At 63.3% G+C, this 25,112-nt stretch carries 26 protein-coding genes and 1 pseudogene; 16 read left to right on the top strand and 11 right to left on the bottom strand.

Annotated elements, in window-relative coordinates:
* Position 1 precedes the first annotated feature (1 nt).
* The 3 genes and pseudogenes from AC5Y5Z_RS03740 to AC5Y5Z_RS03730 form a co-directional block, all read right to left on the bottom strand.
* Positions 2 to 1,180, bottom strand: coding sequence for an acyl-CoA dehydrogenase family protein (locus tag AC5Y5Z_RS03740; protein WP_473139369.1), 1,179 nt, complete (start codon positions 1,178 to 1,180; stop codon positions 2 to 4).
* A 51-nt stretch (positions 1,181 to 1,231) separates the two neighbouring features.
* Positions 1,232 to 2,674: an amidase gene (locus AC5Y5Z_RS03735; RefSeq protein WP_499923451.1), complete on the bottom strand. Its 1,443-nt coding sequence runs from the start codon at positions 2,672 to 2,674 to the stop codon at positions 1,232 to 1,234.
* Positions 2,675 to 2,687: 13 nt separating this feature from the next.
* Positions 2,688 to 5,989, bottom strand: a pseudogene (locus AC5Y5Z_RS03730) (LuxR family transcriptional regulator).
* 124 nt (positions 5,990 to 6,113) lie between these two features.
* On the opposite strand from AC5Y5Z_RS03730, the gene AC5Y5Z_RS03725 reads away from it, so the two are divergent.
* Positions 6,114 to 7,460 (top strand): hypothetical protein, encoded by a 1,347-nt coding sequence (locus tag AC5Y5Z_RS03725; protein ID WP_499923449.1) that lies wholly within the window; start codon positions 6,114 to 6,116, stop codon positions 7,458 to 7,460.
* Positions 7,461 to 7,470: 10 nt separating this feature from the next.
* On the top strand, positions 7,471 to 7,833 hold the full coding sequence (locus AC5Y5Z_RS03720) for an SgcJ/EcaC family oxidoreductase (RefSeq protein ID WP_463825729.1): 363 nt from the start codon (positions 7,471 to 7,473) through the stop codon (positions 7,831 to 7,833).
* Here AC5Y5Z_RS03720 and AC5Y5Z_RS03715 read toward each other — a convergent pair.
* The gene (locus AC5Y5Z_RS03715; RefSeq protein ID WP_473139372.1) at positions 7,826 to 8,089 is read right to left on the bottom strand and encodes a hypothetical protein; all 264 of its coding nucleotides are present in this window, start codon (positions 8,087 to 8,089) and stop codon (positions 7,826 to 7,828) included. The two genes, AC5Y5Z_RS03720 and AC5Y5Z_RS03715, sit on opposite strands and share 8 nt — an antisense overlap.
* Before the next feature lie 13 nt (positions 8,090 to 8,102).
* The gene (locus AC5Y5Z_RS03710) at positions 8,103 to 9,059 is read right to left on the bottom strand and encodes a DNA polymerase domain-containing protein (RefSeq protein WP_499923446.1); all 957 of its coding nucleotides are present in this window, start codon (positions 9,057 to 9,059) and stop codon (positions 8,103 to 8,105) included.
* 104 nt (positions 9,060 to 9,163) lie between these two features.
* Between AC5Y5Z_RS03710 and AC5Y5Z_RS03705 the strand changes: the two genes are divergently transcribed.
* The 5 genes from AC5Y5Z_RS03705 to AC5Y5Z_RS03685 all read left to right on the top strand — a co-directional run bounded on the left by AC5Y5Z_RS03705 (position 9,164) and on the right by AC5Y5Z_RS03685 (position 13,610).
* Positions 9,164 to 9,373 (top strand): hypothetical protein, encoded by a 210-nt coding sequence (locus AC5Y5Z_RS03705; RefSeq protein WP_499923443.1) that lies wholly within the window; start codon positions 9,164 to 9,166, stop codon positions 9,371 to 9,373.
* A 57-nt stretch (positions 9,374 to 9,430) separates the two neighbouring features.
* Entirely contained in the window at positions 9,431 to 10,234 is an 804-nt protein-coding gene (locus AC5Y5Z_RS03700) for a mycofactocin-coupled SDR family oxidoreductase (RefSeq protein WP_499923440.1), read from the top strand.
* Between the two features lie 27 nt (positions 10,235 to 10,261).
* Positions 10,262 to 11,815 (top strand): long-chain-fatty-acid--CoA ligase, encoded by a 1,554-nt coding sequence (locus AC5Y5Z_RS03695; RefSeq protein WP_499923437.1) that lies wholly within the window; start codon positions 10,262 to 10,264, stop codon positions 11,813 to 11,815.
* A gap of 13 nt (positions 11,816 to 11,828) precedes the next feature.
* Entirely contained in the window at positions 11,829 to 12,761 is a 933-nt protein-coding gene (locus AC5Y5Z_RS03690; protein WP_499923673.1) for an LLM class F420-dependent oxidoreductase, read from the top strand.
* A 66-nt stretch (positions 12,762 to 12,827) separates the two neighbouring features.
* Positions 12,828 to 13,610 carry an emopamil-binding protein gene (locus AC5Y5Z_RS03685; protein WP_499923435.1) on the top strand — a complete coding sequence of 261 codons (783 nt, stop codon included), beginning with the start codon at positions 12,828 to 12,830 and terminating at the stop codon, positions 13,608 to 13,610.
* Here AC5Y5Z_RS03685 and AC5Y5Z_RS03680 read toward each other — a convergent pair.
* The 3 genes from AC5Y5Z_RS03680 to AC5Y5Z_RS03670 form a co-directional block, all read right to left on the bottom strand.
* On the bottom strand, positions 13,607 to 14,752 hold the full coding sequence (locus AC5Y5Z_RS03680; RefSeq protein ID WP_499923433.1) for an acyl-CoA dehydrogenase family protein: 1,146 nt from the start codon (positions 14,750 to 14,752) through the stop codon (positions 13,607 to 13,609). The genes AC5Y5Z_RS03685 and AC5Y5Z_RS03680 overlap by 4 nt on opposite strands.
* 11 nt (positions 14,753 to 14,763) lie before the next feature.
* A complete protein-coding gene (locus tag AC5Y5Z_RS03675; protein WP_463825722.1) occupies positions 14,764 to 16,239 on the bottom strand; it encodes a flavin-containing monooxygenase in 1,476 nt (491 codons plus the stop codon).
* A gap of 106 nt (positions 16,240 to 16,345) precedes the next feature.
* Positions 16,346 to 17,149, bottom strand: coding sequence for a crotonase/enoyl-CoA hydratase family protein (locus AC5Y5Z_RS03670; RefSeq protein WP_473139377.1), 804 nt, complete (start codon positions 17,147 to 17,149; stop codon positions 16,346 to 16,348).
* Positions 17,150 to 17,358: 209 nt separating this feature from the next.
* Here AC5Y5Z_RS03670 and AC5Y5Z_RS03665 point away from each other — a divergent pair, with 209 nt between their 5' ends.
* From AC5Y5Z_RS03665 to AC5Y5Z_RS03655, 3 genes are all read left to right on the top strand, one after another.
* On the top strand, positions 17,359 to 18,555 hold the full coding sequence (locus AC5Y5Z_RS03665; protein ID WP_499923432.1) for a tyrosine-type recombinase/integrase: 1,197 nt from the start codon (positions 17,359 to 17,361) through the stop codon (positions 18,553 to 18,555).
* Positions 18,556 to 18,697: 142 nt separating this feature from the next.
* A complete protein-coding gene (locus AC5Y5Z_RS03660) occupies positions 18,698 to 18,904 on the top strand; it encodes a helix-turn-helix domain-containing protein (RefSeq protein ID WP_499923429.1) in 207 nt (68 codons plus the stop codon).
* Positions 18,901 to 19,122 (top strand): hypothetical protein, encoded by a 222-nt coding sequence (locus tag AC5Y5Z_RS03655; RefSeq protein ID WP_499923428.1) that lies wholly within the window; start codon positions 18,901 to 18,903, stop codon positions 19,120 to 19,122. The genes AC5Y5Z_RS03660 and AC5Y5Z_RS03655 overlap by 4 nt, the downstream gene beginning before the upstream one ends.
* Positions 19,123 to 19,434: 312 nt before the next feature.
* Here AC5Y5Z_RS03655 and AC5Y5Z_RS03650 read toward each other — a convergent pair whose 3' ends face one another.
* Positions 19,435 to 19,704 (bottom strand): hypothetical protein, encoded by a 270-nt coding sequence (locus tag AC5Y5Z_RS03650; RefSeq protein ID WP_499923425.1) that lies wholly within the window; start codon positions 19,702 to 19,704, stop codon positions 19,435 to 19,437.
* Between the two features lie 283 nt (positions 19,705 to 19,987).
* On the opposite strand from AC5Y5Z_RS03650, the gene AC5Y5Z_RS03645 reads away from it, so the two are divergent.
* From AC5Y5Z_RS03645 to AC5Y5Z_RS03635, 3 genes are all read left to right on the top strand, one after another.
* On the top strand, positions 19,988 to 20,377 hold the full coding sequence (locus AC5Y5Z_RS03645; RefSeq protein ID WP_499923422.1) for a hypothetical protein: 390 nt from the start codon (positions 19,988 to 19,990) through the stop codon (positions 20,375 to 20,377).
* Entirely contained in the window at positions 20,377 to 20,586 is a 210-nt protein-coding gene (locus AC5Y5Z_RS03640) for a hypothetical protein (protein WP_499923420.1), read from the top strand. Before AC5Y5Z_RS03645 ends, AC5Y5Z_RS03640 begins: the two co-directional genes overlap by 1 nt.
* Positions 20,587 to 20,705: 119 nt before the next feature.
* Positions 20,706 to 20,966 carry an HNH endonuclease gene (locus AC5Y5Z_RS03635; RefSeq protein WP_499923417.1) on the top strand — a complete coding sequence of 87 codons (261 nt, stop codon included), beginning with the start codon at positions 20,706 to 20,708 and terminating at the stop codon, positions 20,964 to 20,966.
* 23 nt (positions 20,967 to 20,989) lie between these two features.
* Here the strand turns inward: AC5Y5Z_RS03635 and AC5Y5Z_RS03630 are convergent, their stop codons facing one another.
* Together AC5Y5Z_RS03630 and AC5Y5Z_RS03625 are read right to left on the bottom strand one after the other, a co-directional pair.
* Positions 20,990 to 21,211 carry a hypothetical protein gene (locus AC5Y5Z_RS03630; RefSeq protein ID WP_499923414.1) on the bottom strand — a complete coding sequence of 74 codons (222 nt, stop codon included), beginning with the start codon at positions 21,209 to 21,211 and terminating at the stop codon, positions 20,990 to 20,992.
* 39 nt (positions 21,212 to 21,250) lie between these two features.
* On the bottom strand, positions 21,251 to 21,463 hold the full coding sequence (locus AC5Y5Z_RS03625; RefSeq protein ID WP_499923413.1) for a hypothetical protein: 213 nt from the start codon (positions 21,461 to 21,463) through the stop codon (positions 21,251 to 21,253).
* Positions 21,464 to 21,772: 309 nt separating this feature from the next.
* Here AC5Y5Z_RS03625 and AC5Y5Z_RS03620 point away from each other — a divergent pair, with 309 nt between their 5' ends.
* From AC5Y5Z_RS03620 to AC5Y5Z_RS03610, 3 genes are read left to right on the top strand one after another with little or no spacing between them, the layout of a single operon-like run.
* Positions 21,773 to 23,314 (top strand): terminase large subunit domain-containing protein, encoded by a 1,542-nt coding sequence (locus AC5Y5Z_RS03620; RefSeq protein WP_499923412.1) that lies wholly within the window; start codon positions 21,773 to 21,775, stop codon positions 23,312 to 23,314.
* The gene (locus AC5Y5Z_RS03615) at positions 23,241 to 24,650 is read left to right on the top strand and encodes a phage portal protein (protein WP_499923410.1); all 1,410 of its coding nucleotides are present in this window, start codon (positions 23,241 to 23,243) and stop codon (positions 24,648 to 24,650) included. The genes AC5Y5Z_RS03620 and AC5Y5Z_RS03615 overlap by 74 nt, the downstream gene beginning before the upstream one ends.
* On the top strand, positions 24,651 to 25,076 hold the full coding sequence (locus tag AC5Y5Z_RS03610; protein WP_499923409.1) for a hypothetical protein: 426 nt from the start codon (positions 24,651 to 24,653) through the stop codon (positions 25,074 to 25,076).
* Positions 25,077 to 25,112 lie beyond the last annotated feature (36 nt).

The raw sequence follows: 25,112 nt of genomic DNA, 5'->3' as shown, positions 1-25,112 counted from the left end.
ATCACCGGCCGTAGGAGGGCATGCCGTGGCCGCGCTGGGCGATGACATCGCGCAACACCTCGTTGGTTCCGCCACCGAAACGCATCAACGGCGACACCCGGTAGAGGCGCTCGAAGAAGCCGTCCTGCGGCGCTGCAAGGCTGCGGTGCACCAGCAGGCCGTCGGGCCCCAGCAGATCGATCGCCAGATCCGCTATCCGCTGGCGTAATTCGCTGGTGAAGATTTTCTCGACGCTGACCTCGACGCTGGGGATGGTTCCGGAGTCGAGCATGGATGCCGCCTGGTATCCCATCAACTGCGCGACTTCGACATCGGCCTCGGCCTCGGCGAGGCGGCGACGAAAGGCCGGGTCCCGGGCGGGCACCGACCCGTCGCGCCGCGCGGTCCCGGCCAGTGCCAGCAGGTCGTCGAGGGCGCGCCGCAGGTCCCCGGCGTTGGTCAACGCACCGCGCTCCAGGTCGAGCGCTCCGGTGATGTAGGTCCAGCCCCGGTTGACCTCACCGATCAGATTGGTGACCGGCACCCGCACGTCGCGGAAGAACGTCTCGTTGGTGCGATAGCCCGACCACGCGTACAGCGGGCGGACCTCGACGCCCGCAGCGTCGATGGGCACCATGAGCACCGAGATGCCCCGATGGCGGGGCGCATCGGGGTCGGTGCGCACACACAGCCACTCATGTGTGCAGCGTTGGGCGCCGCTGTTCCAGATCTTGGATCCGTTGATCACCCATTCGTCACCGTCCCGTACCGCACGGGTTTTCAGGCTGGCCAGGTCAGTCCCGGCATTCGGCTCGGAATAGCCGACAGCACAGACGATTTCACCCTTCGCGATCGGAGGAAGAAATTGCGTCTTGTTCTGCTCGGTGCCGTGACGCATGATCATCGGCGCGACCGAGGTGACGGTGAGATCCGGTCCGGGGACTCCCCAGTACTCGAACTCGCTCATCAGCAGGTGCTGGTGCATGGCGGTGAGGCCGAGCCCGCCGTACTCGCGGGGCCAATTCAGCCCGAACCAGCCGCGCTCCCCGATCTTGCGACGGAACGCCGACAGCTCGCCACCGCGGAATTCCAGGTCGTGCTCAGCCATCTCGGCGCGCAGCGCGGCAGTGACGTTCTCCCGGAGAAACTCGCGCACCTCGACCAGCCACGCCCGCTGCTCGTCGTCGAGCTCGAAGTCCACACCGGCGACAGTAGTCCGCCCGCTGGCGGCGGCCAACGGCCCCGATACCCGTCAAGCGATAACGGGTCGCTGCGCTGCCCACGGATGTGCGGATTCCAGTTGAGCGGCAACGCGAATCAGGATGTCCTCCCGCCCGTACGCCGCGGCGAGCTGCACGCCGATCGGCAGACCGTCTGCGTTGCGGTGCAGCGGAAGGCTGATCGCCGGCTGCCCGCTCATATTGAACGGCGGTGTGAAGGCAGCGAATTCCCCGCCGCGGCGCATCGGCGCGGTGGGTCTCCCCGGATCGTTCTCGAATTCCGTCAGCGCCGGCGGCGGCTCGGCGACCGTCGGGGTGAGCAGCAGGTCCCAGCCGTCGGCCCACCACTGCTGCAACGCACGTCGGAATGCATACACCGCCTCCTGGGCGACGGCGTAGTCGACGGCGGTCACGTGTTTGGCCCGCTCGATCAGCTCCCAGTTCACCGGCTCGATGTCCGCGGCAGTCATCTCCCGCCCCACGATGGCGCCGAATCCCCTTGCTGCCATTGCCATCTGCGTTGCCCACAGCGCCATGAACTTCTGTTGCAGTGTGGTATCGGCAAGAGGCGACGGCCACGCGGGTTCGACGTCGTGACCGAGGCCTGCCAGCATCGACGCCGCGGCTCGCACCGCGGACACGCAGTCCTGGTGCAGGAAACCACCGCGCGGATGGATGTCCAGCAACCCGATCCGCAGCCGGCCGGGCTCGACCCTCAGTTCCTCGACATAAGGCCGTTGCGGCGCCGGGGCGATCACACTGTCGCCGACACCCGGGCCCCGCACCGCATCGAGCAGGCGCGCGGTGTCCCGCACGGTGCGACTGACACCGAGCTCGACGCCCAAGCCCACCTCGGAGCGCCTCGGCCCGACGGTGATCCGGCCCTGGCTCGGTTTGAGTCCCACCAATCCGCAGCACGAGGCTGGGATGCGGATGCTGCCACCGCCATCCGAGGCGTTGGCGAACGGCACCATCCCGACTGCCACCGCCGCTGCAGCACCACCGCTGGACCCGCCGGGCGTGCGATCCAGGGCCCACGGGTTGCGGGTGGCACCCCACGCCACCGGCTGGGTGGTCGGCAGGCTGCCCATCTCGGGGCTGTTCGTGCGTCCGGCGATCACCAACCCGGCCGCCTTGAACCGGGACACCAGCGTCGTATCGGCGGTGTCGATCTTGCCGGCCGCCTTCAGCGCCGCATTGCCGTTGGACAGCGTCTGACCCGCGAAGCTGGTGTAGAGGTCTTTGAGCAGAAACGGCACCCCGCGAAACGGACCATCGGGCAGGTGCGGGTCGGCAGCCACCGAGCGCGCGTGGTCGAACCACTCGATCACCACGGCATTCAGCGCCGGGTTGGACTGCTCGATACGTTCGATCGCTGCCTCCAGCAATTCGCTGGGCGTCACCTCGCCGCTAGCGACCAGCGCCGCTTGGTCCGTGGCGTCCATCCATCGGGTGTCTTCGGCGAGACCGCTCATGGATATCGGTCTATCACGCGTGGCGCGCTGCCTCCTGCGCGAGTTGGACGCGAGAAGTCAGGCCCAGTTTGGTGTACACGTGGGTGAGGTGACTCTCGACGGTGCGCAACGAGATGAAAAGCCTTCCGGCGACGGCCTTGTTGCCCAGTCCCTCGCTGACCAGGTCGACGACGGCGCGTTCGGTCGGGGTGAGCGACGCCCATCCGCTGCTCGGGCGCTTGCGTTGGCCACGTCCCCGCTGCGCGTAGGCAATTGCCTCCTCGGTCGCCATCGCTGCGCCCTCGGCATAAGCGTCGTCAAACTCGTTGTCGCCGAAGCCCGCACGCAACTGGTCGATCGCCTCGGCATGCGCGGACTCGTAGACCTGGAATCGCACCGAACCCATCCGCTGCCGTAGCGCATCGGCCGCGCCGAACAGCCGCGCGGCTTCGGGGAAGCGCCCGGCGTCGATCGCCAGGGTCGCCACTAACTCGAAGAGATCCGGTACCCCGAGCAGCGCCCCCAACGCGGCCGCCAGCGACAGGCCGTCATATGCGTCACGTTCCGCTTGTTCGGTGTCCCCCTGCGCGATCGCCACGCGACTGCGGGTTGTCAGAGCCAGCACCCGGTGCCAACAGCTGGCAACCGAGACGGCTCCGTCGGCCCACCGGCGCGCCTGCGCGATGTCGTTGCCCAGCAACGCGCCCTCGGCCCGCAGATAGACATATGCCTTTTGATGGAACTGGTTGACATACAACCGTTCCCAGGCTTCAGCACTGGTCCGCACGACGTCCGATGTCTCTCCGGCAGCCAGGTGCGCGACAGCGTGCATGCCGTTTGCGTTGCCCAGCCAGAGGTCGCCGAGGTCGGTGATGACCTGCATGGGTTTGTTGAGAGCCAGCTGAGCGGATTCCGTGTCACCCCGGTAGGCGAGGGCCAGGCCGAGATAAGTGTTGGCCAATGCCCACGGGAGTGCGTCCTGAGCGGCTGCCGCGTCAATTTCCAGATCGCGCAGGCGGGTAACGCTGCCGGCCAGGTCTCCGACCACAACCTGCGCCCAACCGAGCCACACGGTGCACAGTCGGAGGGTGAACCGATCGCCGACTTCGGTCGCCACCCGATGTCCCTCTTCGGCCGCTGTGCGGGCCGCGATCGGTTCGCCGGAAAGATATTCGAAACTCGCCTGCCAGGCCAATACCTGACCCAGCGTCCACTTGTCGCCAAGGGAGCGCGCCGAGCCGATGGCCTCGTCGAAATGCTCCTGTTTGGCTTCACCCCGACTGGCGGCCATCACCGCGCGGGCGGTCAGTGCACGCGCCACCAGCGCCTGGTCGCCGGTCTCGCGTGCCATCTCCACAGCGTGCTCAGCCCACTCGTCACCACAGCTTCCGACCGCCCACGTGTGCAGCACGGCTTTGTCCGCGAACGCACGTGACACCACCGCGGGTGATGCTGCCCCGGGACGGCGGTCACTTTCGGCCAGAGCGGCGTCAAACCAGCCCACGATGGCCTCCTGGATACGGCCGCGGATCACCCAGAGCGGAGCCAACGCGGTGGCCAACCGCAGCGCGGTTTCAGGATCGCCCCGGTCAAGGCTCCACGCGAACGCGGCCCGTAGATTGTCGATCTCGCTCTCGACCCGCCCGATCTGCTGCTGATCACTTGCCGCGCCCGGGTCCTCGAGAACCCGCGCAACGTCGAGGTAGTGGTCACGGTGCCGGGCCCGTACGTCGTCGCCCTCGCCCGATTCGGCGAGTTTTTCCAGCGCGTACTGACGCACTGTCTCCAGCATGCGGTAACGTGTTGTGCCACATGCACTTTCAGCGATCACCAGAGACTTGTCCACCAGCAGAGTGATCTGGTCGAGTGCCTGGTAGCGCTCGACCTCATTGTCGCCGGCCACTATCCGGGCGGCAGCCAGATCAAAGCCGCCGACACATACCGCCAGCCGCCGGAACAGCACCCGCTCCGCGTCGGTCAACAACGCATGCGACCAGTCGACAGAAGCCCGCAGCGTCTGCTGGCGGCGCACCGCCGTCGGGAGGTGCCGGTCAGCAGACGAAAACGGTCCTGCAGACTTTCGCGGATCTCCTCGACCGCCAACGCCCGCACCCGCGCCGCCGCCAACTCGATCGCCAGCGGCATGCCGTCGAGGCGCCGACAGATCTCGGATACCGCGGCGCTCTGATCGGCCAGCGAGAAATCCGGGCGGGCCAATCTCGCCCGATCGACGAACAACTCGATCGCCTCCCCGTCCAGCGACAGCGACGGCACCCGCCACGTCACCTCGCCGGCCACCCCGATCGGCTCGCGGCTCGTCACCAACAACCGCAGGCCGGCACCGGCGTTGAGCAGCGCCTCGATCATTTGCGCCGTCGCATCGAGCAGGTGTTCACAATTGTCCAGCACCAAGAGCAGCTGGCGCTCGCCGATGAACCCCAGCAGCGTCTCAATCGTCGAGCGACCCGGCTGGTCGGGCAGACCAAGGGCCCGGGCGGTGGCGATCGCCACGAGGGCGGGATCCGCGATCGGCGCCAAGTCGACGAACCACACGCCCGCATCCAGCTCGTCGGACAGCGAGCTCGCCACCTCGATGGCGAGGCGGGTCTTGCCCACCCCGCCGGCTCCGGTAAGCGTCACCAACCTGCTCGTATCCAATGAGCGCCGCACCTGCACCAGCTGCTCACCGCGACCCACAAAGCTGGTCAAGTGCGCTGGAAAATTATGCAGTGCAACGGTTTCCGCGGTCCGGGGCGGGGCGAAGTCGTTGTTCAGGTCGCGATGGCATAACTGCACCACCCGTTCCGGGCGCGGCAGATCGCGTAGTTGATAGGTGCCGAGGTCGAGCAACCACGCACCGGGCGGCAGGCTGTCCAAGACCATCGCCTCGGTCGCACCCGACAGCACCGTTTGGCCGCCGTGGGCCAGGTCGCGTAGCCGGCCGGTCCGGTTGATGGCCGGTCCGATGTAGTTGTTCTCGTCCCGGAGCTGGACGTCGCCGGTATGCAGCGCGATGCGCAGGCGGATTGGAGCCAAGGGAGCCAGTTGCAGGGCGAGGGCGCAGGCCACCGCGTCGGCGGCCCGGTTGAACGCGATGACGAAGCTGTCGCCTTCACCTTGATCGACCGGGCGGACACCGTGATGGACGGCCACCAGATCACCCAATGTGCGATCCAACCGGGCGATCGCGGCCGCCATCTCCTCGGGCTGGCTGTCCCAGAGCCGAGTCGAACCTTCCATGTCGGCGAGCAGCAACGTCACCGTGCCGCTCGGCAGCTCGTGCACGCCCAGGTCGCTCCAAGTCACTGTGTCCACGCGTAGGCCGGTGCCGCTCATGCTAGCGAGCCTGTCGGACCTCGCATAGCAAAACATCCGTGCAAACTCGTAGACCGCCCCGATTCGCCGGATACCGGCGCCGGCCCTAGGCTCGAGAAAACCGGGACTTGGCGGGGGAACGCTGATGAGGGTGTCTAACAGGCTGTTCACGTCCGGACGCATGCGTGCGTTGGTCGTGTCGTTTGCCTGCTTGGCCACGGCATCCTGCGCCACTTCAGCGACGGTCAGCCCGCCCGCCGGCCAGTCGGCGAGCAGTGCGGCACCGACGTCCAAAGTTGCCGCCAACACCGTTGCGCCGCCCCCGCCGCACATCAGTCCGCTGGCCAAGGATTGGAAAACCTACGGCGGAACGGTCTACTTCGGTTGCCCCACCGAATTCACGCTCAGCAAATCCGCTCTGGACGACATCCGGCCGAAAGTCCTGGATACCAAGACCGCCGAATTGATCATGCCCGCGGTGCCGGTCGTCGCTGCCGGGGAAACCGTGACCGGCGCCATGTGTGCGCTGTCGAACACCGAACGCGACACCAAGGTCGTCTACGTGGTCACCACGACCAAACCCGCCCAGGGCGGCGACGTCACCAAGACCACCGGCTACATGTTCGACCTGAAGTCGAGTCAGCCGCTGGCGACCAAGGAACTGCAACCGCCGACCCCTGACCTGAAACTGGCCGCGACCAAGGAATGGCGGCTGGCCCCGACCGTGCCCGGGGTGGCGTGGTTGAACGCCTACACCGACGGCCGCGGCGCAGCGGCACCGCCGAGGACGGTCGTCCTGTCCAACGCTGACCTGTCGACGCTGTGGGATGATCCGCAGCCGGGTCGGATCTGGCAGGACGTCCTGGCCTTTCAACGCAGTACGGTGGCCGGCAGCACGCTGGGCGCCGAATTGCGGTTACCCACCGGTGAACCCGTCTTCCGGAATGACGAGATCGCCAGCGTGGACAGCGAATTGTCCGACGGGCCAGACAAACTCGTGCAGATCACGCAGTGGGAGTCGCACAATCCGCCGACCCAGTCCACCATGTTCTTCGACCTCACGACTCGGGCTCCCATCAAGGTCGGTGACGCCGACCGGATCGCGGGTGGTGGGTTGTCCGCCACCCTGTCGGACGGAAAACTCTTCGTCGACGGCCGTGGTTCGGCCACTTCACAATTCGGGTACGGCGTGTGGAATCTGCGCACCCAGCACTGGGATCTGCTCAAGAGCCGCGACGAAGCCAAGACGATTGCCAAGATCGCGTTCTTCAGCGATCACCTGTACGTGACCAACTCCGACAACACCTATTCGGTGTTCGCGCTACCCGACGCCAACCCGGTGGCGTCGGCGTGGACGGGCCGCCCGTTCGGCCGGATCGTGGGCTGGACGCTGGTGTGCCAGGGCGAGACCGCCGCGCCACCGAGCGGCGAGTGCCGCCAGATCGTGTTGGTGCGCGATACCGACGGCCGCTACCCGGGCCCCTGGTTTTAGGGTCGATGCTGTGGCAGACGCCGAACAAGTTATCCGCGAGGTGATGGACCGCTGGAAAGCGGGTATTGACGCACACGAACCCCACCGGGTGGCCGAGCTGTTCGCAGCGGACGGCATCTTTCAGGGGTTGCGGCCCTACAGCGTTGGGCGACAAGGCGTTACCGCCTACTACGACTCCCAACCCGTGGGGCTCACCGTCGTCTACCGCATTCTCGAGACCCGCAACATCGCACCGGACGCGGTCCTTGGTTATCTGCGGGCCGACTTCACGTTTCCCGACGGATCCGTCATCAACGTCAACCTCGGCGTGCTGATCGTAAACACCGGCGACGGCTGGCGAGTCCAGTACTACCAGGCGTCCCGGGTCACTTGACCGGACGACGTCGGGTGATCGACGCCCAGTCCCAGGTCGCGGCGCCCTGCATGCGCTCCTCGTTGCCCACCGCCCCCTTAGTGATGGCGAGCGCGATCATGATGTCGGCGTAGGTGATGAACAGTCCCGCCCAAAACGCCCACCGCAGCTGCGGGTCCGGTTGCGAGGCGAAAAACAAGATCAGAAATATCGGCCCGACGATGCCGAACACGAACATCATCGCCTGGATCACCAGGTACCGCTTGAACGTTGCCAACTCGCGCTGCTCCTCAGTTCTCCTGCGCCCGCCTGGCCCGGGCCCGGCGTTTCCCCTCGTGCATGGCGGCCACCCGTGCCACCGGGATGGTGCGCCCGTGCTCGATCAAATCATTCGGCAGCCGCTGGGGCGGCGGCAACGACGCCCAGGGGTCCTGACCGGGCAGCGCATCGATCGCCGTGTGCACGGTGAATTCTGTCGGACTGACCCGGTCGAGGTCCGACCAGTCCAGCGGGAATGACACCGGCGTACCCGCCCGCAGCCGCGGACTGTAGGCGGCGGCGACCGTAGCACCCCCGGCGCGGGTCGCGTCGACGAACACCTTTCCGGCCCGGTCTTCGACGATGAAAGCCGTTGTCGCCGTAGTGGGATCGAGCGCTTCGGCGCGAGCGGCCAGCGCCCGGGTGGCGGCCGCGACGTCGTCAACGGGCGCGTGATCGTCTATCGGTACGAATACGTGCACGCCCTTTGCGCCGCTGGTCTTGACCCCGCCGGCCAGACCGCTGTCGGCCAGTGCCTGCCGCACCAGGTGGGCCACCTGCACCACGGCCGTGAAGTCGGCGTCGGGCGGCGGGTCGAGATCGAGCACCAGATGCGTGGGCCGGTAGATGTCGTCGGCCAACCCCAGGGCGGGGTGGTACTCGACGGCCCGTTGATTCGCCAGCCAGAGCAGGGTGCGCAGGTCATCGCAGACCGGGTAATGCACCTCGCGGTGCGAGGCCTCGGCCCAGATCCCGACCGTGCGCACCCAGCCCGGGGTGTACTTGGGAACGTTCTTCTGCATGAACGGCGCCCGTCCCCGCAACACCCGCAGCACGGTGAGCGGACGCCCGACGAGTCCGGGCAACATGCGGTCGGCCACGGCCTCCAGGTAGTCCACCAGGTTCCGCTTGGTGGCGCCAGCGTCGGGACTGAGCGGTTGATCCAGATTGGTGAGATCGATTCCTGCGCGCTGCTCGTCGACGCTCATTTGCAAACCCTATGCAGTTGCCGGCCGGACAACGAACTGGGCTGGCGCGGCAACGAGGTCTATCGTCGTAACCGGGCGCAAGTGAGGGTCGAGGTCCACCACAGATGATCGCAGTTAAAGCATTCAGTGGGGTGTTGCTGGCGGCGTCGGCGATGCTCGCGGGCCCGGCGCCGGCACAAGCCGAAGAACCGCCGTGTGCCGCCGGCGAATGTGGGCAAGCGCCCCGGCCCGCCCAGTCCATCTATCCACGCCACAACTACGCGTGCATGCGGGGCGTCTGCGTCCCGTTGCCGGCCCCCCGGCCGAAGCACTGAGTGGCTGAACACCGCCCGCCGCAACCTGTTTCGGGGTCAGCGGTACCGTGACCTTTCATGGCTGCATTAGACGGACGGGTCGCATTGATCACCGGCGGGGCCCGAGGTCAGGGTCGCGCGCACGCGTTGGCGCTGGCCGCCGAGGGCGCCGACATCGTCGCGGTCGATGCGCCCGGGCCGATGCAGGAGCTGACCTATCCGCTGGGCACCGAGGACGATCTGCGGACGACAACCAAGCTGGTCGAGGAACTGGGCCGGCGTTGTGTGCCGCTGTCGGTCGATGTGCGCGACTCGGGTCAGGTCAACGCCGCCGTCGAGCAGACGGTCGCCGACCTGGGCAGCCTCGACATCGTGGTGGCCAACGCGGGCATCGTCAGCACGGGTCCGTTGGTCGAAGTGAGCGATCAGATGTGGCGGCAACTGGTCGACACCAACCTCAGCGGTGTCTTCCACACCTTACGGGCGATCATTCCGGTGATGCGCCAGCAGCGCTTCGGCCGGATCGTGGTGACCTCCTCGATGGGCGGGCGGATGGGCATCCCGGATCTGGCGGCTTACAACGCCACAAAGTGGGGCATCATCGGGCTCGCCAAATCGGTGGCGCTGGAGGTCGCCAAGGAGGGCATCACGGTCAACGTCGTCTGCCCCACCACCACCCGCACGCCGATGGTCCAACCCGAGGGTGACGAGTCCGTTCCCGACGAATTGGTGCGCAGGATGATGAAGGCCAACCCGATACCGCAACCCTGGATCGAACCGGAGGACGTCAGCCGCGCGGTCGTGTACCTGGTCACCGATCCCGGGGTGATCACGGGCAGCGTCTTGGAGGTCGGACTCGGCGGGAGCGCCCGGATTCACTGATATTGACCAGGATGAGAGGCTCAAGTCATGTCGACTCCACCTGATCCCCGCTTGCTCGACGACCGCCTGGCCTATTGGGCCGAGACCAAGCCCGACGACGAGGCGATGGACTATCTGGACCGGCAGTGGACCTGGTCGCAGTGGAACGACCGGGTACGCCGGCTGGCCGGTGCGCTCACCGAGTTCGGTGTCGGGCGCGGTGACGTGGTGGCGTTCCTGGACAAGAATCATCCGGCTTGTGTGGAGCTGACATTCGCCGCCGCATCCCTGGGTGCGGCCAACGCGATCATCAACTTCAGGTTGGCCGCCGACGAACTCGACTACGTGCTCAAAGATTCCGGCGCGAAGGTGCTCATCGTCGGCACCGAACTAAAACCCAATATCGACAAGATCCGCGGCGACCTGAACAGCATCGAACACGTCATTGAAGTGACGCCCGAAGGTGGCGACGGCGATGAATACGAGGCTCTGCTGGCCGGCGCGACACCGGTCGGCAGAGCCGACGACGTCGAGCCCGACGACGTGTGCATCATCATGTACTCCTCCGGTACCACCGGGCGCCCCAAGGGGGTGCAGCTGACGCAGGCGAACCTCATCGCGCACACGATCAACGCGCACGAGGGTTTCGAATTCGATCCGGGCGACAAGAGCATGGTCTCGATGCCGCTGTTCCATGTCGGTGGATCGTCCTACGTGCAGTTCGGGATTCACGACGGGGTTCCCAGCGTGATGACGCGCGACGCCGACGGTAAGACGCTGGCCGGCGCGATCCTCAAGGGCGCCAACCGGACATTCCTGGTCCCCGCGGTGTTGGCGAAGGTGCTGGAATCCGGCGAGGACGCGGTGAAACTGTTCGGCGCGCTCAAAACGTATTCCTATGGCGCGTCGCCGATGCCGCTGCCGCTGCTGCGCGCGGCGCTGAAAGCGTGGCCGGACACCGACTTCATCCAGGCGTATGGCCTGACCGAAGTCTGCGGCGTGATCAGCCACCTGCTGCCCGAAGCACACCGCGCCGAAGACCACCCGGAGCGGCTCAGCAGCGCCGGGACGTTGGTGCCCAACGCCGAGGTGCGGGTCGTCGATCCGTACACGCTCGAGGACGTGCCGACCGGCGAGCAGGGCGAATTGTGGTTCCGCACACCGCAGTTGATGAAGGGTTATCACAATCAGCCGGAGGCGACCGCGGAGGCGATCACCGAAGACGGTTGGTTCCGCAGCGGCGATATCGGCCGGGTTGACGACGGAGGCTACGTCTTCGTCGAGGACCGTTTGAAGGACATGATCATCTCCGGCGGCGAGAACATCTACTCGATCGAGGTGGAGCGGGTACTGGCCGAACACCCGGCGGTGGTTGAGGTCGCGGTGATCGGAGTGCCCGACGAACGATGGGGCGAAGTGGTCAAAGCCGTTGTCGCCCTAGAGGGAGAGGCTACCGAGAAGGAACTCATCTCGTTTGCCCGCGAGCGTCTGGCCGCCTACAAGTGCCCGAAGACGGTCGACATCACCGACGAATTGCCGCGCAATCCGACCGGCAAGATCCTCAAGAAGGAGCTGCGCAAGCCGTACCTGGAAGGCAACTGACGTGAGCCGCTCCCTGCAGTGTCGAGTGTTCGTCGAGCCGCAACAGGGCGCGACCTACGCCGACCAGCTCGCCGTCGCGCAAACCGCCGAACAAGCCGGCTTCGACGCCTTCTTCCGCTCCGACCACTACCGCGCGATGAGCGGCGACGGCCTGCCCGGCCCGACCGACTCGTGGGTGACGCTGGGCGCGATCGCGCGGGAAACCTCGACCATCCGGCTGGGCACCCTGGTCACCTCAGCGACCTTCCGTCACCCCGGACCGCTCGCGATTGCGGTGGCACAGGTGGATGAAATGAGCGGTGGACGAGTCGAATTCGGCCTGGGCAGTGGCTGGTTCGAAAGCGAACATCATGCTTACGGGATTCCGTTTCCCTCGGTACGGGAACGCTTCGACCGATTGAGCGAACAATTGGCCATTATCACCGGGTTGTGGACGACGGCGCCGGGCGAGACCTTCGAACACGCCGGCGAGTACTACACCGTCACCGACTCACCGGCGCTGCCCAAACCGGTCCAGACCCCGCACCCGCCGATTGTGATCGGGGGTACCGGCGCCAAACGCACGCCGGCACTTGCCGCCCGGTACGGCGCGGAATTCAACCTTCCGTTCGTGCCGATGGATGTCGCGGAGAAGCAGATTCACCGGGTCCGCGATGCCGTAGCCGCCGCCGAGCGGCCCGCGGACTCGATGGTCTACTCCGCTGCCTTCGTGCTGTGTGCCGGCCGCGACGACGCCGAGGTCGCCCGCCGGGCCGGGGTGATCGGCCGCGAGGTCGACGAGATGCGGTCCAACAGTCCGCTGGTCGGCACGCCCGCCGAGATCGTCGACAAGCTGGACCCGTGGGCCGAGCTCGGCGTGCAACGGGTGTACGCGCAGACGCTGGACATGTCCGACCTGGCGCATCTCGAACTGTTCGCCGGCGAGGTGCTGCCGCAACTGCGTTGACCGAACCGGTAAGCTCGGTCGGTATCACAAGTAGTTGATACTCGCCTCGGCGACGGAGGATGCAGCGTGCCCGATGACGTGACGACGATCCGCGAACACGAGACCGACTTCGCCCAGCCGTGGGCGCCGCACCGGTTGAAAATCTACAAACTCACCGCGGTGTTCACCTTCGCCGTCTTCCTGTTGGTCACCATCGGCGTGGGCATCGGCATCATCAAACCGACGTTCACCACCGATGTCGTGGTCAACCTGATCTTCGGCATCCCGGTGCTGCTGCTGCCCTTCGTCATCCTGTGGAATGCACCGGGCGAGCAGCGATCTCCGCTCGACAGGGCGGCCGAACTGACCCTGTTCTATCTGCCGTACACCGCGGGCAGCCAGATCGGGTACGAACTGGTGTTCCTGATCGGCCACCCGTTGGGCTGGTGGGCGCCGACCACGGACCCAGGCTGGAAATGGTTGTGGTGGCAGTATGGGCTGGCCGACACCCGCTACGTCAGCGGCAATCCGTGGATCTTCGCGCTCGAGGTGGTCGGGGTCTGTACCGGGTTGACCGTGTTCGCGGCCTGGACGCGGCTGATCCGATCCGGGCTGCCCGCCGAATCCCGTATCCGCTGCCTATGGGTCGCTTTCGCCGGTGTCGCGGTGCTGATGAGCAGCACGGCCGTGTACTTCCTGGCGGAAGTGGGCGCCGGGTTCAGCCACATCGGGCAGGGTGCTTTCGGACTGGGCTTCAAGTTCTTCGCCGAGAACATTCCGTTCATCGTGCTGCCGCCACTGGTGCTGTATTCGATCCATCTCCAGATCGATCACCTCACCCGACGGGCGGGGGCGCAGGCATCTTTCTAGAGGCCCAGGTCGCGGCCGATCACTTCCCGCATGATCTCGTTGGAGCCGGCCCAGATCTTGGTCACCCGAGCATCCTTCCAGGCCCGCGCAACCCGGTATTCGTTCATGAAGCCGTACCCACCGTGGATCTGCACGCACTGATCGAGGATCTCGTTCTGGACGGTGGAGGTCCATAACTTCGCCTTGGCGGCGTCGATCGCCGTCAGCCGGCCTGCCACGTGGGCGGCGACGCAATTGTCGACGAATGCTTGTGCGACATCGAGTTTGGTGACCATCTCGGCGAGCAGGAACTTGTTCCACTGCAACGAGCCGATCGGCTGGCCGAACGCTTTGCGTTCCCGGGCGTAGGTCAGCGTCTCTTCTAGGACGTAGCGCGCGTGGGCGAGGTTGGCCACGCCGGCGCTGATTCGTTCCTGGGGCAGCAGGGTCATCATGTGGATGAAACCGCGGTCGAGTTCGCCGATGATCGCGGTCTCGTCGACCCGGACATCCTCGAAGAACAATTCGGCGGTGTCCGCCTCGGGTTGACCCACCTTGTCCAGCTTGCGGCCACGGCTGAACCCGGGATTGTCGGCTTCCACCGCGAACAGGGTGATGCCCTTCGAACCCTTCGCCGGATCGGTGCGGGCGGCGACGATGATCAGATCGGCCTGCGTGCCATTGGTGATGAACGTCTTGGAACCGTTGATGACGTAGCTGGTGCCGTCTTTGACGGCAGTCGTCTTCAGGGCAGCCAGATCGGACCCGCCCGACGGTTCGGTCATTGCGATAGCGGTGATCAGCTCGCCACTGCAGAATTTCGGCAGCCAGCGGCGGCGCTGCTCCTCGGTGGTCAACTTGACCAGGTAGGGCGCGACGACGTCGTACTGGATGCCGAACGCCGATGCCGCCGCCGCGCTGGACCGCGCCAACTCCTCGCCGAGCACCGCGTTGAACCGGTAGTCGCCGGCGGCGCTGCCGCCGTACTCTTCGGGTACGTCCAGGCCGAGGTATCCGTTGGCACCTGCGTGCAGCCAGGTATCACGATCGATGCGGCGCTGCTCGATGAATTTTTCCTCGTTGGGCTCGATGTAGCGAGTGACGAACTCGCGCACCGAGTTTCGGAATGCGTCGTGATCGGCGTCAAAAAGGGTGCGGTGCATTGATCTGGAGGTCAGGCGGACAACTCAGCTGTCGCACGGTGTTTGCTGAACACCAGGCTCTCGTCGTCGACCTTTCCGTTACGGATCAACCGGAGGTCGACGAAGTAGTTCTGCTTCAACCGCCAGGGCAGCTTCGATCCCGATTTCGGTAACGTGTCCAGCGCCCGCGTGACGTAACCCGACTTGAGATCGACGAACGGCCGTGGTTCCACGTCCGGACCGGGATCTGCGGGCACGACGATGTCGAAACCCTTGGCGTCCATGTAATTGAGCAGCCGGCACACGAATTCCGATGTCAGATCGGCTTTCAGGGTCCAGGACGCGTTGGTGTAGCCGAAGGTGAACGCCAGGTTGGGCATCCGCGACAACATCATGCCCTTGTAGGCCATCGAATCGGCGAGGTCAACCGGTGCACCGTTGCGCCGCACCTCGGCGCCACCGAAGAACTGCACGTTCAAACCCGTTGCGGTGACGATGATATCGGCTTCGAGCTCCTCCCCCGACGAGAGCTTGATACCGGTCTTGGTGAAGGTTTCGATCGTGTCGGTGACGACGTCGGCCTTACCCTTGCGGATCTTCTTGAAGATGTCACCATTGGGCGCCAGGCAGACGCGTTGATCCCACGGCTTGTAGTCGGGGCTGAAGTGCCTGTCGAAGTCGTAGCCCTCGGGCAGCCGACGGGTAGCCATGGTGCGCAGTGCTTTTCGGAAAGTGTTCGGGAATTTCCGGGCCAGTTGATATTGCAGAGTGCTCTGCAGGATCGCTTTCCAGCGCACCGCGGTGTAGGCCTGTTTCTCGGGAGCGTACTTGTATGCGCGGGCAGCGAAACTGTCTTTGTCGGGCAACGCACCGATGTAGGTCGGTGTCCGCTGCAGCATGGTGACGTGACCGGCACCAGAATCAATCAGAGCAGGAATCAGCGTGATCGCGGTCGCACCGCTACCGATCACCACAATCTTCTTGCCCTGGTAGTCGAGGTCCTCGGGCCAGTGTTGTGGGTGCACGATGGTGCCAGCGAAGTCGTCGGCCCCCGGGAATTCCGGCGAGAAACCCTCGTCGTAGTTGTAGTAGCCCGAGCACGCCCACAGGAAGCCGCAGTTGATCTGGCTGCGCTTCCCGTCCTGCTCGACGGTCAACTCCCACAACCCGTCGTCGTCGGACCAGTTGGCGGCCACCACCTTGGTGCCGAACCGCATGTGCTGGTCGATGCCGTTCTCGGTGGCCGTCTCGTTCAGGTAGTTCCAGATCGACGGCCCGTCGACAATCGCCTGCTCGGACGCCCACGGCTTGAACCGGAAGCCCAGCGTGTACATGTCGGAGTCGGAGCGGATCCCGGGATACTTGAACAGGTCCCAGGTGCCACCGAGCTTGTCGCGCCGCTCCAGGATCAGGTACCGCTTTGTTGGGCACCGTTTCTGCAGATGCCAGGCTGCACTGATGCCGGAAATGCCGGCTCCGACGATGACGACATCGACCGTTTCAGTCATGTCCCGAAATTATCAACACTGTGTTGAGCAAGTCAACAGACTGTCGGACAGAGAGGACGACGTTCCAGGTGCCCGGGGCGCCGGCGATCGGAACCGCCGACGCCGCTCACGCAGGGTCGGCGAAGACCGGCGGCTCGCCAGTCATGCCGGCCTTGACGGCGGCGAGTTGATTGGGCTTGCCGATCAATCCGTCTTGTAGCTCGGATTCGAGCAACAGGGCGGCAGCGGTGTCGTCACTGACCCAGGTGCGGTCGTAGAGACGCTTGGCGGCGCGCACCGCATCCGGAGACCTCTGCGCGATCTCGGCTGCAAGCGCCAGCGCCGCGGCCAAGGGATCGTCGGTGCTGCGGGTGACCAGCCCGAGGGCCACTGCCTCGCTGCCGCTGACGATGCGACCGGTGAACGTCAACTCTTTGGCGACGTCGATGGGTACCAGTCGCGGCAGCGTCTGCGTGATGCCCATGTCGGGCACCAGGCCCCACTTGACCTCCATGACGGACAGCTTCGCTGATGGCGCGGCGATCCGGATGTCGGCACCCAGGGCGATCTGCAATCCGCCGCCGAAGCAATTGCCGTGGATCGCGGCGATGACCGGCGCGGGCACCAGCGACCAGTCATAGGACACCCGCTGCGCCAGGTTGGCCACCCGGTCGCCGTCGCGTTCCATCAGCACGCCGACGCCGCCCTGCCCGGACATGAAGCTGGCCACATCGAGGCCCGAGCAGAAGCTCTTCCCTTCGCCGTGCAGCACGACCGCCCGCACCGACTTATCCGCTGCCAGTTGCGCGGCGGCGTCCACCAAACTCTCGAACATGGCCCGGTCCAGCGCATTGTGCTTGTCGGCGCGAACCATGGTCGCAGTCGCTATGCCATCGGCGCCGACCTGCACCCGAACTCGATCTTCGCTCACGCGTGAAATCTACTCCGCAAGCCGAATACGCACTGCTGCAGTGGTGGTGGCAGGTACTGGATTCGAATTTGTCTAGCTAATCGACTCGCGGTGGACGGCTGACCTAGCGTAACAGCTATCTAGCTGCTAACACAAGAAACTGTACCTAGAGACTTAGCACCCCACAAAGGGACACGGCTAACCATGCTTATTGCATGTAAAATTCATGAATGACGAGAAGTCGGCGGGGATTCGGGCGGATTCGGCGGTGTGAGCCGTCCGGGCGCTACCAAGCCTCGTACACCGCCCCCGATGGTCGAGTCTACCGAGCACCCTCTACGTTCGCCGCCAAGGCGGACGCCGAGGCCTTCCTGGCTGATCGCCGCCGCGAGATCGACCGCGAGTTGTGGAGCCCACCCGCTACGCCCCAACAGGTCGAAGTAGCGCGGAAGGCTAAGACCAAGTTCGGCGATTACGCCAACAACTGGCTAGGGACTCGCACCGTCAAGGGTCAACCACTGCGACCCCGGTCGAAAGCGCACTACCGGTGGCTGCTGGACACGCACATTTTGCCCACCTTCGCCAACACCGCCGTACGCGACATCAGCATGGAAGCTGTCGACGCCTGGTACGCGGCCACACTGCCCGACAAACCCACGGCCCGTGCGCATGCCTACGGGCTCCTTCGGACGATCCTCGAATCCGCGCGGACCCGAGATCGGATGATCGAGATCAACCCCTGCATGATTCGGGGCGCCGGGAGCGCTTCGCGCAAGATCAGGCCACGGCCGGCAACCCTCGAACAGCTCGACATTATCGTTGCAGAAATGCCTGACCGTCTCCGGTTAATGGTGCTACTGGCCGCGTGGTGCGCTTTGCGGTTCGGGGAGCTGGTGGAGTTGCGCCGGGGAGATATCGACGTTGACGACCGTGTAGTGCGAGTGCGTCGGGCGGCAGTGCGGATTGACAAGGGTTGGAAGGCAGGCGATCCCAAATCCGAGGCAGGCATTCGGGACGTTGCTATCCCCCCGCACCTTATGCCTACCGTAATCGCCCATCTGTCGAAACATGTTGGCAAGCAATCCGATTCACTGATGTTCCCCGCTCGGGAGGGTGGTCGACTTCACCCCTCGGTGGTCCAGAATCACTACTACAAGGCCCGCGCGAAGGCGAAACGTACCGACCTCCGCTGGCACGATCTGCGTCACGGCGGGGCAGTGATGGCAGCACAGGCGGGGGCCACGCTCGCCGAGCTGATGGCCCGCGTTGGACACTCGACACCCCAGGCCGCGATGCGTTATCAACACGCAGCCCAGGGCCGGGACCGGATCATCGCCGAAGCCCTCTCGCAACTGGCAACAACCGCGTTACCGCGCGAAGCCGAAGCCGATGAAACCACAGCCGAAAGCCGAGTTGACGCCAAGTAACCGCTGACCTGCGCAAATGCGCGAGATCCAAGACAACGGCAACGACTTAAAGAGACGCTCACCTGCACAAACACCGCGAGCGGCGGCACCCCAGACAATTCCGACCCCCTGCGCGTCGGGGTCGGTTGCGATCCTTTGAGGCATGACCGGACTCAAACCCCCCCAAGGGGACCTGCCCAGAAACCCTTCCATCGCACAGACCGCTGACTATTTCGGAGTTGACCAGAAAACGGTCCGCCGCTGGATTACTCAGGGTCGGCTTAGTGCTACCCGCTTTGGGCCTCGACTCATCAGGGTCGACCGTGATTCCATACTTGCACTGGGTAGGCCGGTGGGGGGTGTGCGATGAGCAAGCACGAACATTTCTGGCTGACCGACGCGACTCACGGCCCCTACAAGGCCATGGCTGACATTCTTGCGGACATATCGCTGGATGAGGACGACGACATAATCGTTGAGAAGCTAGTTCCGTGTTGGTATGCGGGTGACGACGAAATCGACCGAGCCATGCTAAAACGGCGGATCGGCGAATGGCGCGACCACCTAAACCAACATTCGCAACCCTAATTGATTTCCCATGATATCCTATAAGTAGCGGAGATAATCTCCCATTCTATTTCGCATTCTGCGAATCTTGGAGCAGTGCAAAAATGATGGAATCCACGCTGTATATGCGGCTGCCCGAATGGCTTGACGGTCGCTTGCGTGAACATGCCGAACGCCACGCTACTGACCGTCAAGGAATTATACGGGCACTGCTGGTAAAAGAACTAGGAACCGTTCAAGGTGACATGGTCGAAACTGTCTGATGACTTCTCGGATGACTGCTGGGAATTATCCGACGCTGCGTTCCGGCTTCACGTGGAGGGCCTGGTCTGGTCAAACCGGAAGCTCACGGACCTGACGTTGAAAAAGGATGACATGGTCCGGTGGGCTCGGCGCCCCGGCGCGGCAGAGGAACTGGTTGCTGTTGGATGGTGGACCGACAACGGTCAGTGCTACGAGATCATCCACCACGGGGCTTACCAGCGGACAAAAGACGCCGTCGTCAAACAACAGGCCGCCAATCGGAACAACGGCAAAAAGGGTGGTCGCCCAAAGGGTCCACCACGTGAACAGGCGACAGAACTCAAGCCCGAGAAAACCCATTCGGTAACCCATTCGCTAACCGAAACAGAAACCGAAAGGGACAGGACGGGACAGGACAGGCCTGGACAGGAAGAAAAGGTTTCCCAAGGGTGGCCAAAGTGGAGGGGCGCGGGGTCAGACCCGTTCGAGGACTACAACTGATGATCCTTCATCCCCACTCCCTGCGCGTCGAGTGGTACCCGAGTCGGTGTATTGCGAACGTTGTCCTGAACCCCGGCGATCCCGATGAGTCCCGGCTCTCCTTAACGAGAGATTTGGCGATTCAACTCCGAAATGCGCTTGCATGACGACGGGCGACCTATTCAGAGCACCACACCGCGACCGCCACGGAGACCCCGTTGACGCGGACGGCAATCCGGTAGAAATCCTGGATAAGGACGGCTTGGCGTTTGTCGGCACGATTGAAGATGTGTGGATATTCGACCTTGATACTCAGTCCGCCACCGTGGCATCTGCCTCTACTCTCGGCCAGATCGTCAGCGGAGAACTATCCGAAGTCCGCACCACCCTATGCATCGCCAGTGGTGATCCGATCCCCAAGTACGGCGATAGGATTGTTGCAGACGGGATGAGATTTGAAGTGAAGTCGAACCCCAAATTTGCCGGCCCGAATCCCCTCAGCGGCTATCGGTTCCCGCGATATTTCATCGATGTTGTAGCGAGGATCAACTAGTGGCGCTGAATGCAATCGTTGTGAAGCAGTTGGGCATCAGCTCCGTGATGGATACCGAAGATGGCACGATCATTCACCTGATTCATCTGCAACCTTTAGATGGTGACGCTGTATCGTTCGCCCTGGGAAATGAGCACCTGAGCAACTTTATCCAGCGAGCCCAGCATTGCCTAGCCACTGGACTAGAACGGCAGTTCAATAACAATTGATCGGCACGTTCTGCCTAGGGTGTAATGAATGGCTAGAGAAGGGTCCTCGCTGCAACGCCTGCCGCATCAAAAGGGACAAGCCCACTAACCCTATCCATGCGTCTTATCGGTGGCGGAGAATGGCTCTCAGCGCGAAACGGAAAAGCCCGCAGTGTATCCGCTGTGGATCGCGTCAGAAATTGACGGGTGAGCACATCATCCCCATCCGCGAACGTCCGGACTTGGCTTACGAACCTGAGAACATCACCGTGCTGTGCAATCCCTGCAATGCATCTCAAAAGCCCTGGCCCGAGCACGAACGCCAGCGGGTGCTCAACGCCATCGCGGCCCGCAATTCACTTCGCAATCCAGGACATGAAAGCCCAGCCACCGGCAAGTAAAAGGCCCATCATCTGAAGAGCCATCACGCCGCCTTGAGGTCGAATACGAATACCGACAATGCGCCACCCTCGGGCATGGAATCCCACCTGACGGGGGCGAACCACACGTCATCAACGCGGCCCACAATGGTTGCCTTACGCGCACCGTGCCATACCCGCATCCCCTCAAATGGGGTACGCATGACACCCTGCTCGTCGCGAATGTACGGAAGATCCTTGGTCAGTTTCACCTGTCGTGTGCTCATGCAGAGAACCATACCACCGTGATACGCAAAGTCAATAGCTCAACCGATAGCAAATTTGGGAAGCTCACCGGCAACCACCCGCTGCACGTTTCCTCTGGACAGCCCCGTTGCGGCCTCTAGTTGGGTGTAGGACGCCCCTAACGCCTTCGCCTGTCGGATCGCCCCATACAGCTCTAACACGGCGGCACAGGCGCTCTCAGCCACACCAGGCAGCTCGGCCAGTGCATCGCCGGCAGTCACGTCATCGGTCATGCGTCGAAGCCTACCGCGTCCAGGCCAAGGCGCAAGGGCATCGGTACGCGCGTTCTCAGCAACTCTGACGGTATGTGTAACCGGTAGCTAACGAGAGAACCCGCAGGTCACAGACAGTTGGCATGAATCGAGCAACGTTTGCGCTGGTCACGGCCTTGAAATTCCATGCGTGTCGGCCCAGCAAAGAGACAGCGCGGAGCGGCATTCTCGCAGGTCACGGGGGGTTACGGTTCGGCCCCCTGCCAGTGACGGCCCCGTACAAGCACGGGGACGAACTAATTACCTCTGCTAATGACAAATGGGAGTTAAATGGCGACAAAGCGCGGCCCCAAAGCGCCCACGGACGAAACTCCGTTGCCGTTTGACAGCGATCTTAAAGGCGTTGAACGCTTCAAACTGTGGTGTGAGACTTACTTGATTACCCCCAAGGGTCGGGGCGTGGGCGAACCTATCCGCATACGCGATTGGCAGATGGAAATGCTGCGCCCATTCCTCGATCCCGACCCTAAACCGGTGCTTGGTGCAATTATGGGGCCTAGAGGACTGGGGAAGACAGGCATATTCGGGTGTCTTGGCTTGTATTTCCTGTTTGATGGCCCTGACGGCAATGAAATCCCTATTGTGGCCGTGGATGAACGTATGGCTATACGTCTTCTACAGCCCGCGATTGACATGGTGAAGCTGAACCCCGAATTGTCGTCGCGTGCGCTCATCTATAAGGACTACATCAAAGTCCCCGGCAAGCGGGCCACCCTCACCGCCCTACCGGCCGAAGCTAAACGCCTTGAAGGTTTGGGCACGTGGACGCTGGCCCTGGCCGACGAGTTGGGCGAGATCGACCCTGACACGTGGGCAACGCTGATTATGGGGGCCGGGAAGCTAGACGGGGCAATGGCGCTTGGGATCGGGACGCCACCGAACAAAGAGAAGTCGGTTCTGATCGACCTTCGCAACGCCGCCCAGCATGACCCCAACGTGGCGTTCGTGGAGTTCTCCGCAGCCGGATTCGAGCATCACCCCGTCAACTGCGAGCACTGCCTTGAATTGGCAAATCCGCAACTAGATGACCTGCTGAGTAGGCGCGAAGCCACAGCGATGCTCCCGCCGGTGTCGACGGAAGGCGAGTATCGCCGGAAACGTTACTGCCAGGTCGTGCTCACCAACGATGCACCCTTTGTTGAACCCCACATCTGGGACGCATTGAAGACGGACGCCCGCATTCCTGATGGTGCGGAGTGCGTCATCAGCTTGGACGGCTCCCACAACTCCGATGCCACCTCGTTACTAGTCGGAACTGCTGAAGTAAAACCACACTTTCAGACCCTCGGTTTGTGGGAAAACCCCGGTGATAAAGACTGGAAAGTCCCCATTCTTGAGGTCGAACAGGCTATCAGGGATGCGTGCAAGAAATACCGCGTGAAGGAATTAGTTGCGGACCCATTTAGGTGGGAACGGACACTGCAAGTATTGGCCGGCGAAGGTATCATCGTGAGTCGCTTCCCCTGGTCCCCGTCCCGTGTCACCCAAGCGACCACCGCTCTGCATGGCGCTGCGGTGAATGGCGCCTTCACTCATTCTGGTGATGAGGATTTGCGTTCCCACGTCCTCGCGGCGACGGTGCAAGAGACGGATAACGGCCTACGTCTCGGCAAGGTTTCACGGAGCAGAAAAGCAGCAAAGGTCGACCTCGCAGCGGCATTGGTTATGTGCTATTCCCGCTGCCAGTGGTTGGCCTCGAAAAAGAAAACTCCATCTAAGGTAATCGGATATAAATCTAGTGACAGACGATCTGCTGCACGACGCCCTTTCAACGCTGGACGCCCGCCAACACGTATTGCATCGGTTGGATGATTACTACCACGGTAATCAGCCCCTTTCCTTTCTGAGTCCAGCGGCAAAGGTCGCCCTAGGCAACAGGCTATTCAAGATCGTCTCCAACATCCCGCGATTGGCGGTTGGGGTGTTAGCCGAGCGACTACGGGTGAACTCCTTCACGGGCGACAGTGGCGCGTGGGATCTGTGGCTCACGAACCAACTCGATCAGCTGAGTTCCGTTGCCCATCGGGAAGCCCTGACATTGGGAAGCTCGTACGTGATCTGTTGGGCCGACCCCGATGGGACACCAAGGGCCACAATCGAATCCCCGCAACAGATGGCCATATTGGCTGATGCCGGCACCCGTGTCCCGTATGCGGCCGCGAAGCGTTGGACGACCGCCACCACCTCCGAGGCGACCCTTTTCCTCCCTGACAGGGTGGAGCGCTACACCGCCAACAGGCCGGGGGCTCACTCGACGGACTTCAAACTGGTTGAGCAGTTCGACAACCCCTTGGGCGTTGTTCCGGTTGTCCAGTTACGCAACGGGGACCGCTTGCCCGTTGGTGGACCGGACTACCCCGAGCGACTGTTGGACTGCGGACACTCCGAAATATCCGATCTGACGACTTTGGTCGATGCGCTCTGCAAAATTCTCGGAGACATGATGGTTGCCGCCGAGGTCGCGGCATTCCCCCGCCGCTATGCCATCGGCATCGCCCTGACCGAACAGCCGTTGGTGGACGAAAACGGCGCCCCGGTGCTGGACGAGAATGACGAGCCAATCTTCATCCCCGCCAACCCGCTTGATGAGGACGGGTTGGACATGTTCGTCGCCCAGAACCCGGAAGTGAAGTTCGGCCAGTTTCCCGAGGCGAACCTTTCCGCCTATCGGGCCGGGGTGGACATCCTCATGTCGCAGATTCAGGCGGTCTCAGCCCTGCCGAGTGGGGAATTGGGTATCCCGACCTCCCAACCGCCCAGCGCAGACGCGATGAGAGCTGCTGAAAGTTCTCTAGTGGCTCGCGCGGAATCCCGACAACTGCTATTCGGCAGGGCGTGGGAGCAGGTGGTGGATCTGCTGATCGCTATTCGGGATAACACCAGACCGAAGAATGCCGTTGGTATTCGGTGGGCACCCGCCGACACTAGGTCTCGTGCTCAAGAGGCGGATAGCATTTTTAAGCTGACTAGCGCTGGAATCCTGCCGATTAGTTGGGCACTCAAAGAATTGGGTTACGACTCGGACGAAATTACTGAAATCATCGAAGCGCGTAATCGGGAAATCGAATCCGACGCGCAGGCACAAAGTAGACGAATCAACAACGTCGTGGAACGAAATTTCGGCGTTGCATTGGGAGGAATCAAGTAAATGTCGCAGAACACCGCCCCAGAATCCACGGAGACGGACGAAACACCCGAACCCGATGTGATTGCACCGGAGAGCGAAGAGAACGGCACAGGGGGCGACTCAGACAGTTTCCCCCGTTCATACGTGGAGGAACTACGCAAGGAATCCGCCGGCCATCGCGATAAGGCCAAACAATCCGAACAGCGGGCAGGCGAAATGGCTAAACGGCTACACCGGGAACTCGTGAAAGCAACCGGAAGGTTGGAGAATCCCGACGATCTCCCGTTCCATGCCGATAATCTAGACCCCGAGAAGCTGAACGCGGCCATTGACGCTCTACTAACTGACCGCCCCTACTACGCGAAACGGCGTGTCTCGGGTGACGTAGGCCAGGGTGCGCGCGGGACCGCAACACAACCCGCCGACTTCTCCGGATTGTTCCGCTAGAATTGAGTTAGGAAAGCCCGGTGTTTTCCGAACTCT

Source organism: Mycobacterium sp. NGS29 (assembly GCF_059812965.1).
This window is presented reverse-complemented; position numbering and strand designations above follow the sequence as displayed.

What these genes read in the sequence shown, in the direction of transcription:
- AC5Y5Z_RS03650 (WP_499923425.1), bottom strand. Translation starts at nt 19,704, where the DNA reads ATGGGTTTTCTCGGGCTTGAGTTCTGTCGCCTGTTCACGTGGTGGACC.
- AC5Y5Z_RS03710 (WP_499923446.1), bottom strand. Translation starts at nt 9,059, where the DNA reads ATGAGCGTCGACGAGCAGCGCGCAGGAATCGATCTCACCAATCTGGAT.
- AC5Y5Z_RS03620 (WP_499923412.1), top strand. Translation starts at nt 21,773, where the DNA reads ATGGCGACAAAGCGCGGCCCCAAAGCGCCCACGGACGAAACTCCGTTG.
- AC5Y5Z_RS03645 (WP_499923422.1), top strand. Translation starts at nt 19,988, where the DNA reads ATGACGACGGGCGACCTATTCAGAGCACCACACCGCGACCGCCACGGA.
- AC5Y5Z_RS03700 (WP_499923440.1), top strand. Translation starts at nt 9,431, where the DNA reads ATGGCTGCATTAGACGGACGGGTCGCATTGATCACCGGCGGGGCCCGA.
- AC5Y5Z_RS03665 (WP_499923432.1), top strand. Translation starts at nt 17,359, where the DNA reads ATGACGAGAAGTCGGCGGGGATTCGGGCGGATTCGGCGGTGTGAGCCG.
- AC5Y5Z_RS03725 (WP_499923449.1), top strand. Translation starts at nt 6,114, where the DNA reads ATGAGGGTGTCTAACAGGCTGTTCACGTCCGGACGCATGCGTGCGTTG.
- AC5Y5Z_RS03610 (WP_499923409.1), top strand. Translation starts at nt 24,651, where the DNA reads ATGTCGCAGAACACCGCCCCAGAATCCACGGAGACGGACGAAACACCC.
- AC5Y5Z_RS03660 (WP_499923429.1), top strand. Translation starts at nt 18,698, where the DNA reads ATGACCGGACTCAAACCCCCCCAAGGGGACCTGCCCAGAAACCCTTCC.
- AC5Y5Z_RS03695 (WP_499923437.1), top strand. Translation starts at nt 10,262, where the DNA reads ATGTCGACTCCACCTGATCCCCGCTTGCTCGACGACCGCCTGGCCTAT.
- AC5Y5Z_RS03675 (WP_463825722.1), bottom strand. Translation starts at nt 16,239, where the DNA reads ATGACTGAAACGGTCGATGTCGTCATCGTCGGAGCCGGCATTTCCGGC.
- AC5Y5Z_RS03630 (WP_499923414.1), bottom strand. Translation starts at nt 21,211, where the DNA reads ATGAGCACACGACAGGTGAAACTGACCAAGGATCTTCCGTACATTCGC.
- AC5Y5Z_RS03735 (WP_499923451.1), bottom strand. Translation starts at nt 2,674, where the DNA reads ATGAGCGGTCTCGCCGAAGACACCCGATGGATGGACGCCACGGACCAA.
- AC5Y5Z_RS03625 (WP_499923413.1), bottom strand. Translation starts at nt 21,463, where the DNA reads ATGACCGATGACGTGACTGCCGGCGATGCACTGGCCGAGCTGCCTGGT.
- AC5Y5Z_RS03635 (WP_499923417.1), top strand. Translation starts at nt 20,706, where the DNA reads ATGGCTCTCAGCGCGAAACGGAAAAGCCCGCAGTGTATCCGCTGTGGA.
- AC5Y5Z_RS03680 (WP_499923433.1), bottom strand. Translation starts at nt 14,752, where the DNA reads ATGCACCGCACCCTTTTTGACGCCGATCACGACGCATTCCGAAACTCG.
- AC5Y5Z_RS03705 (WP_499923443.1), top strand. Translation starts at nt 9,164, where the DNA reads ATGATCGCAGTTAAAGCATTCAGTGGGGTGTTGCTGGCGGCGTCGGCG.
- AC5Y5Z_RS03655 (WP_499923428.1), top strand. Translation starts at nt 18,901, where the DNA reads ATGAGCAAGCACGAACATTTCTGGCTGACCGACGCGACTCACGGCCCC.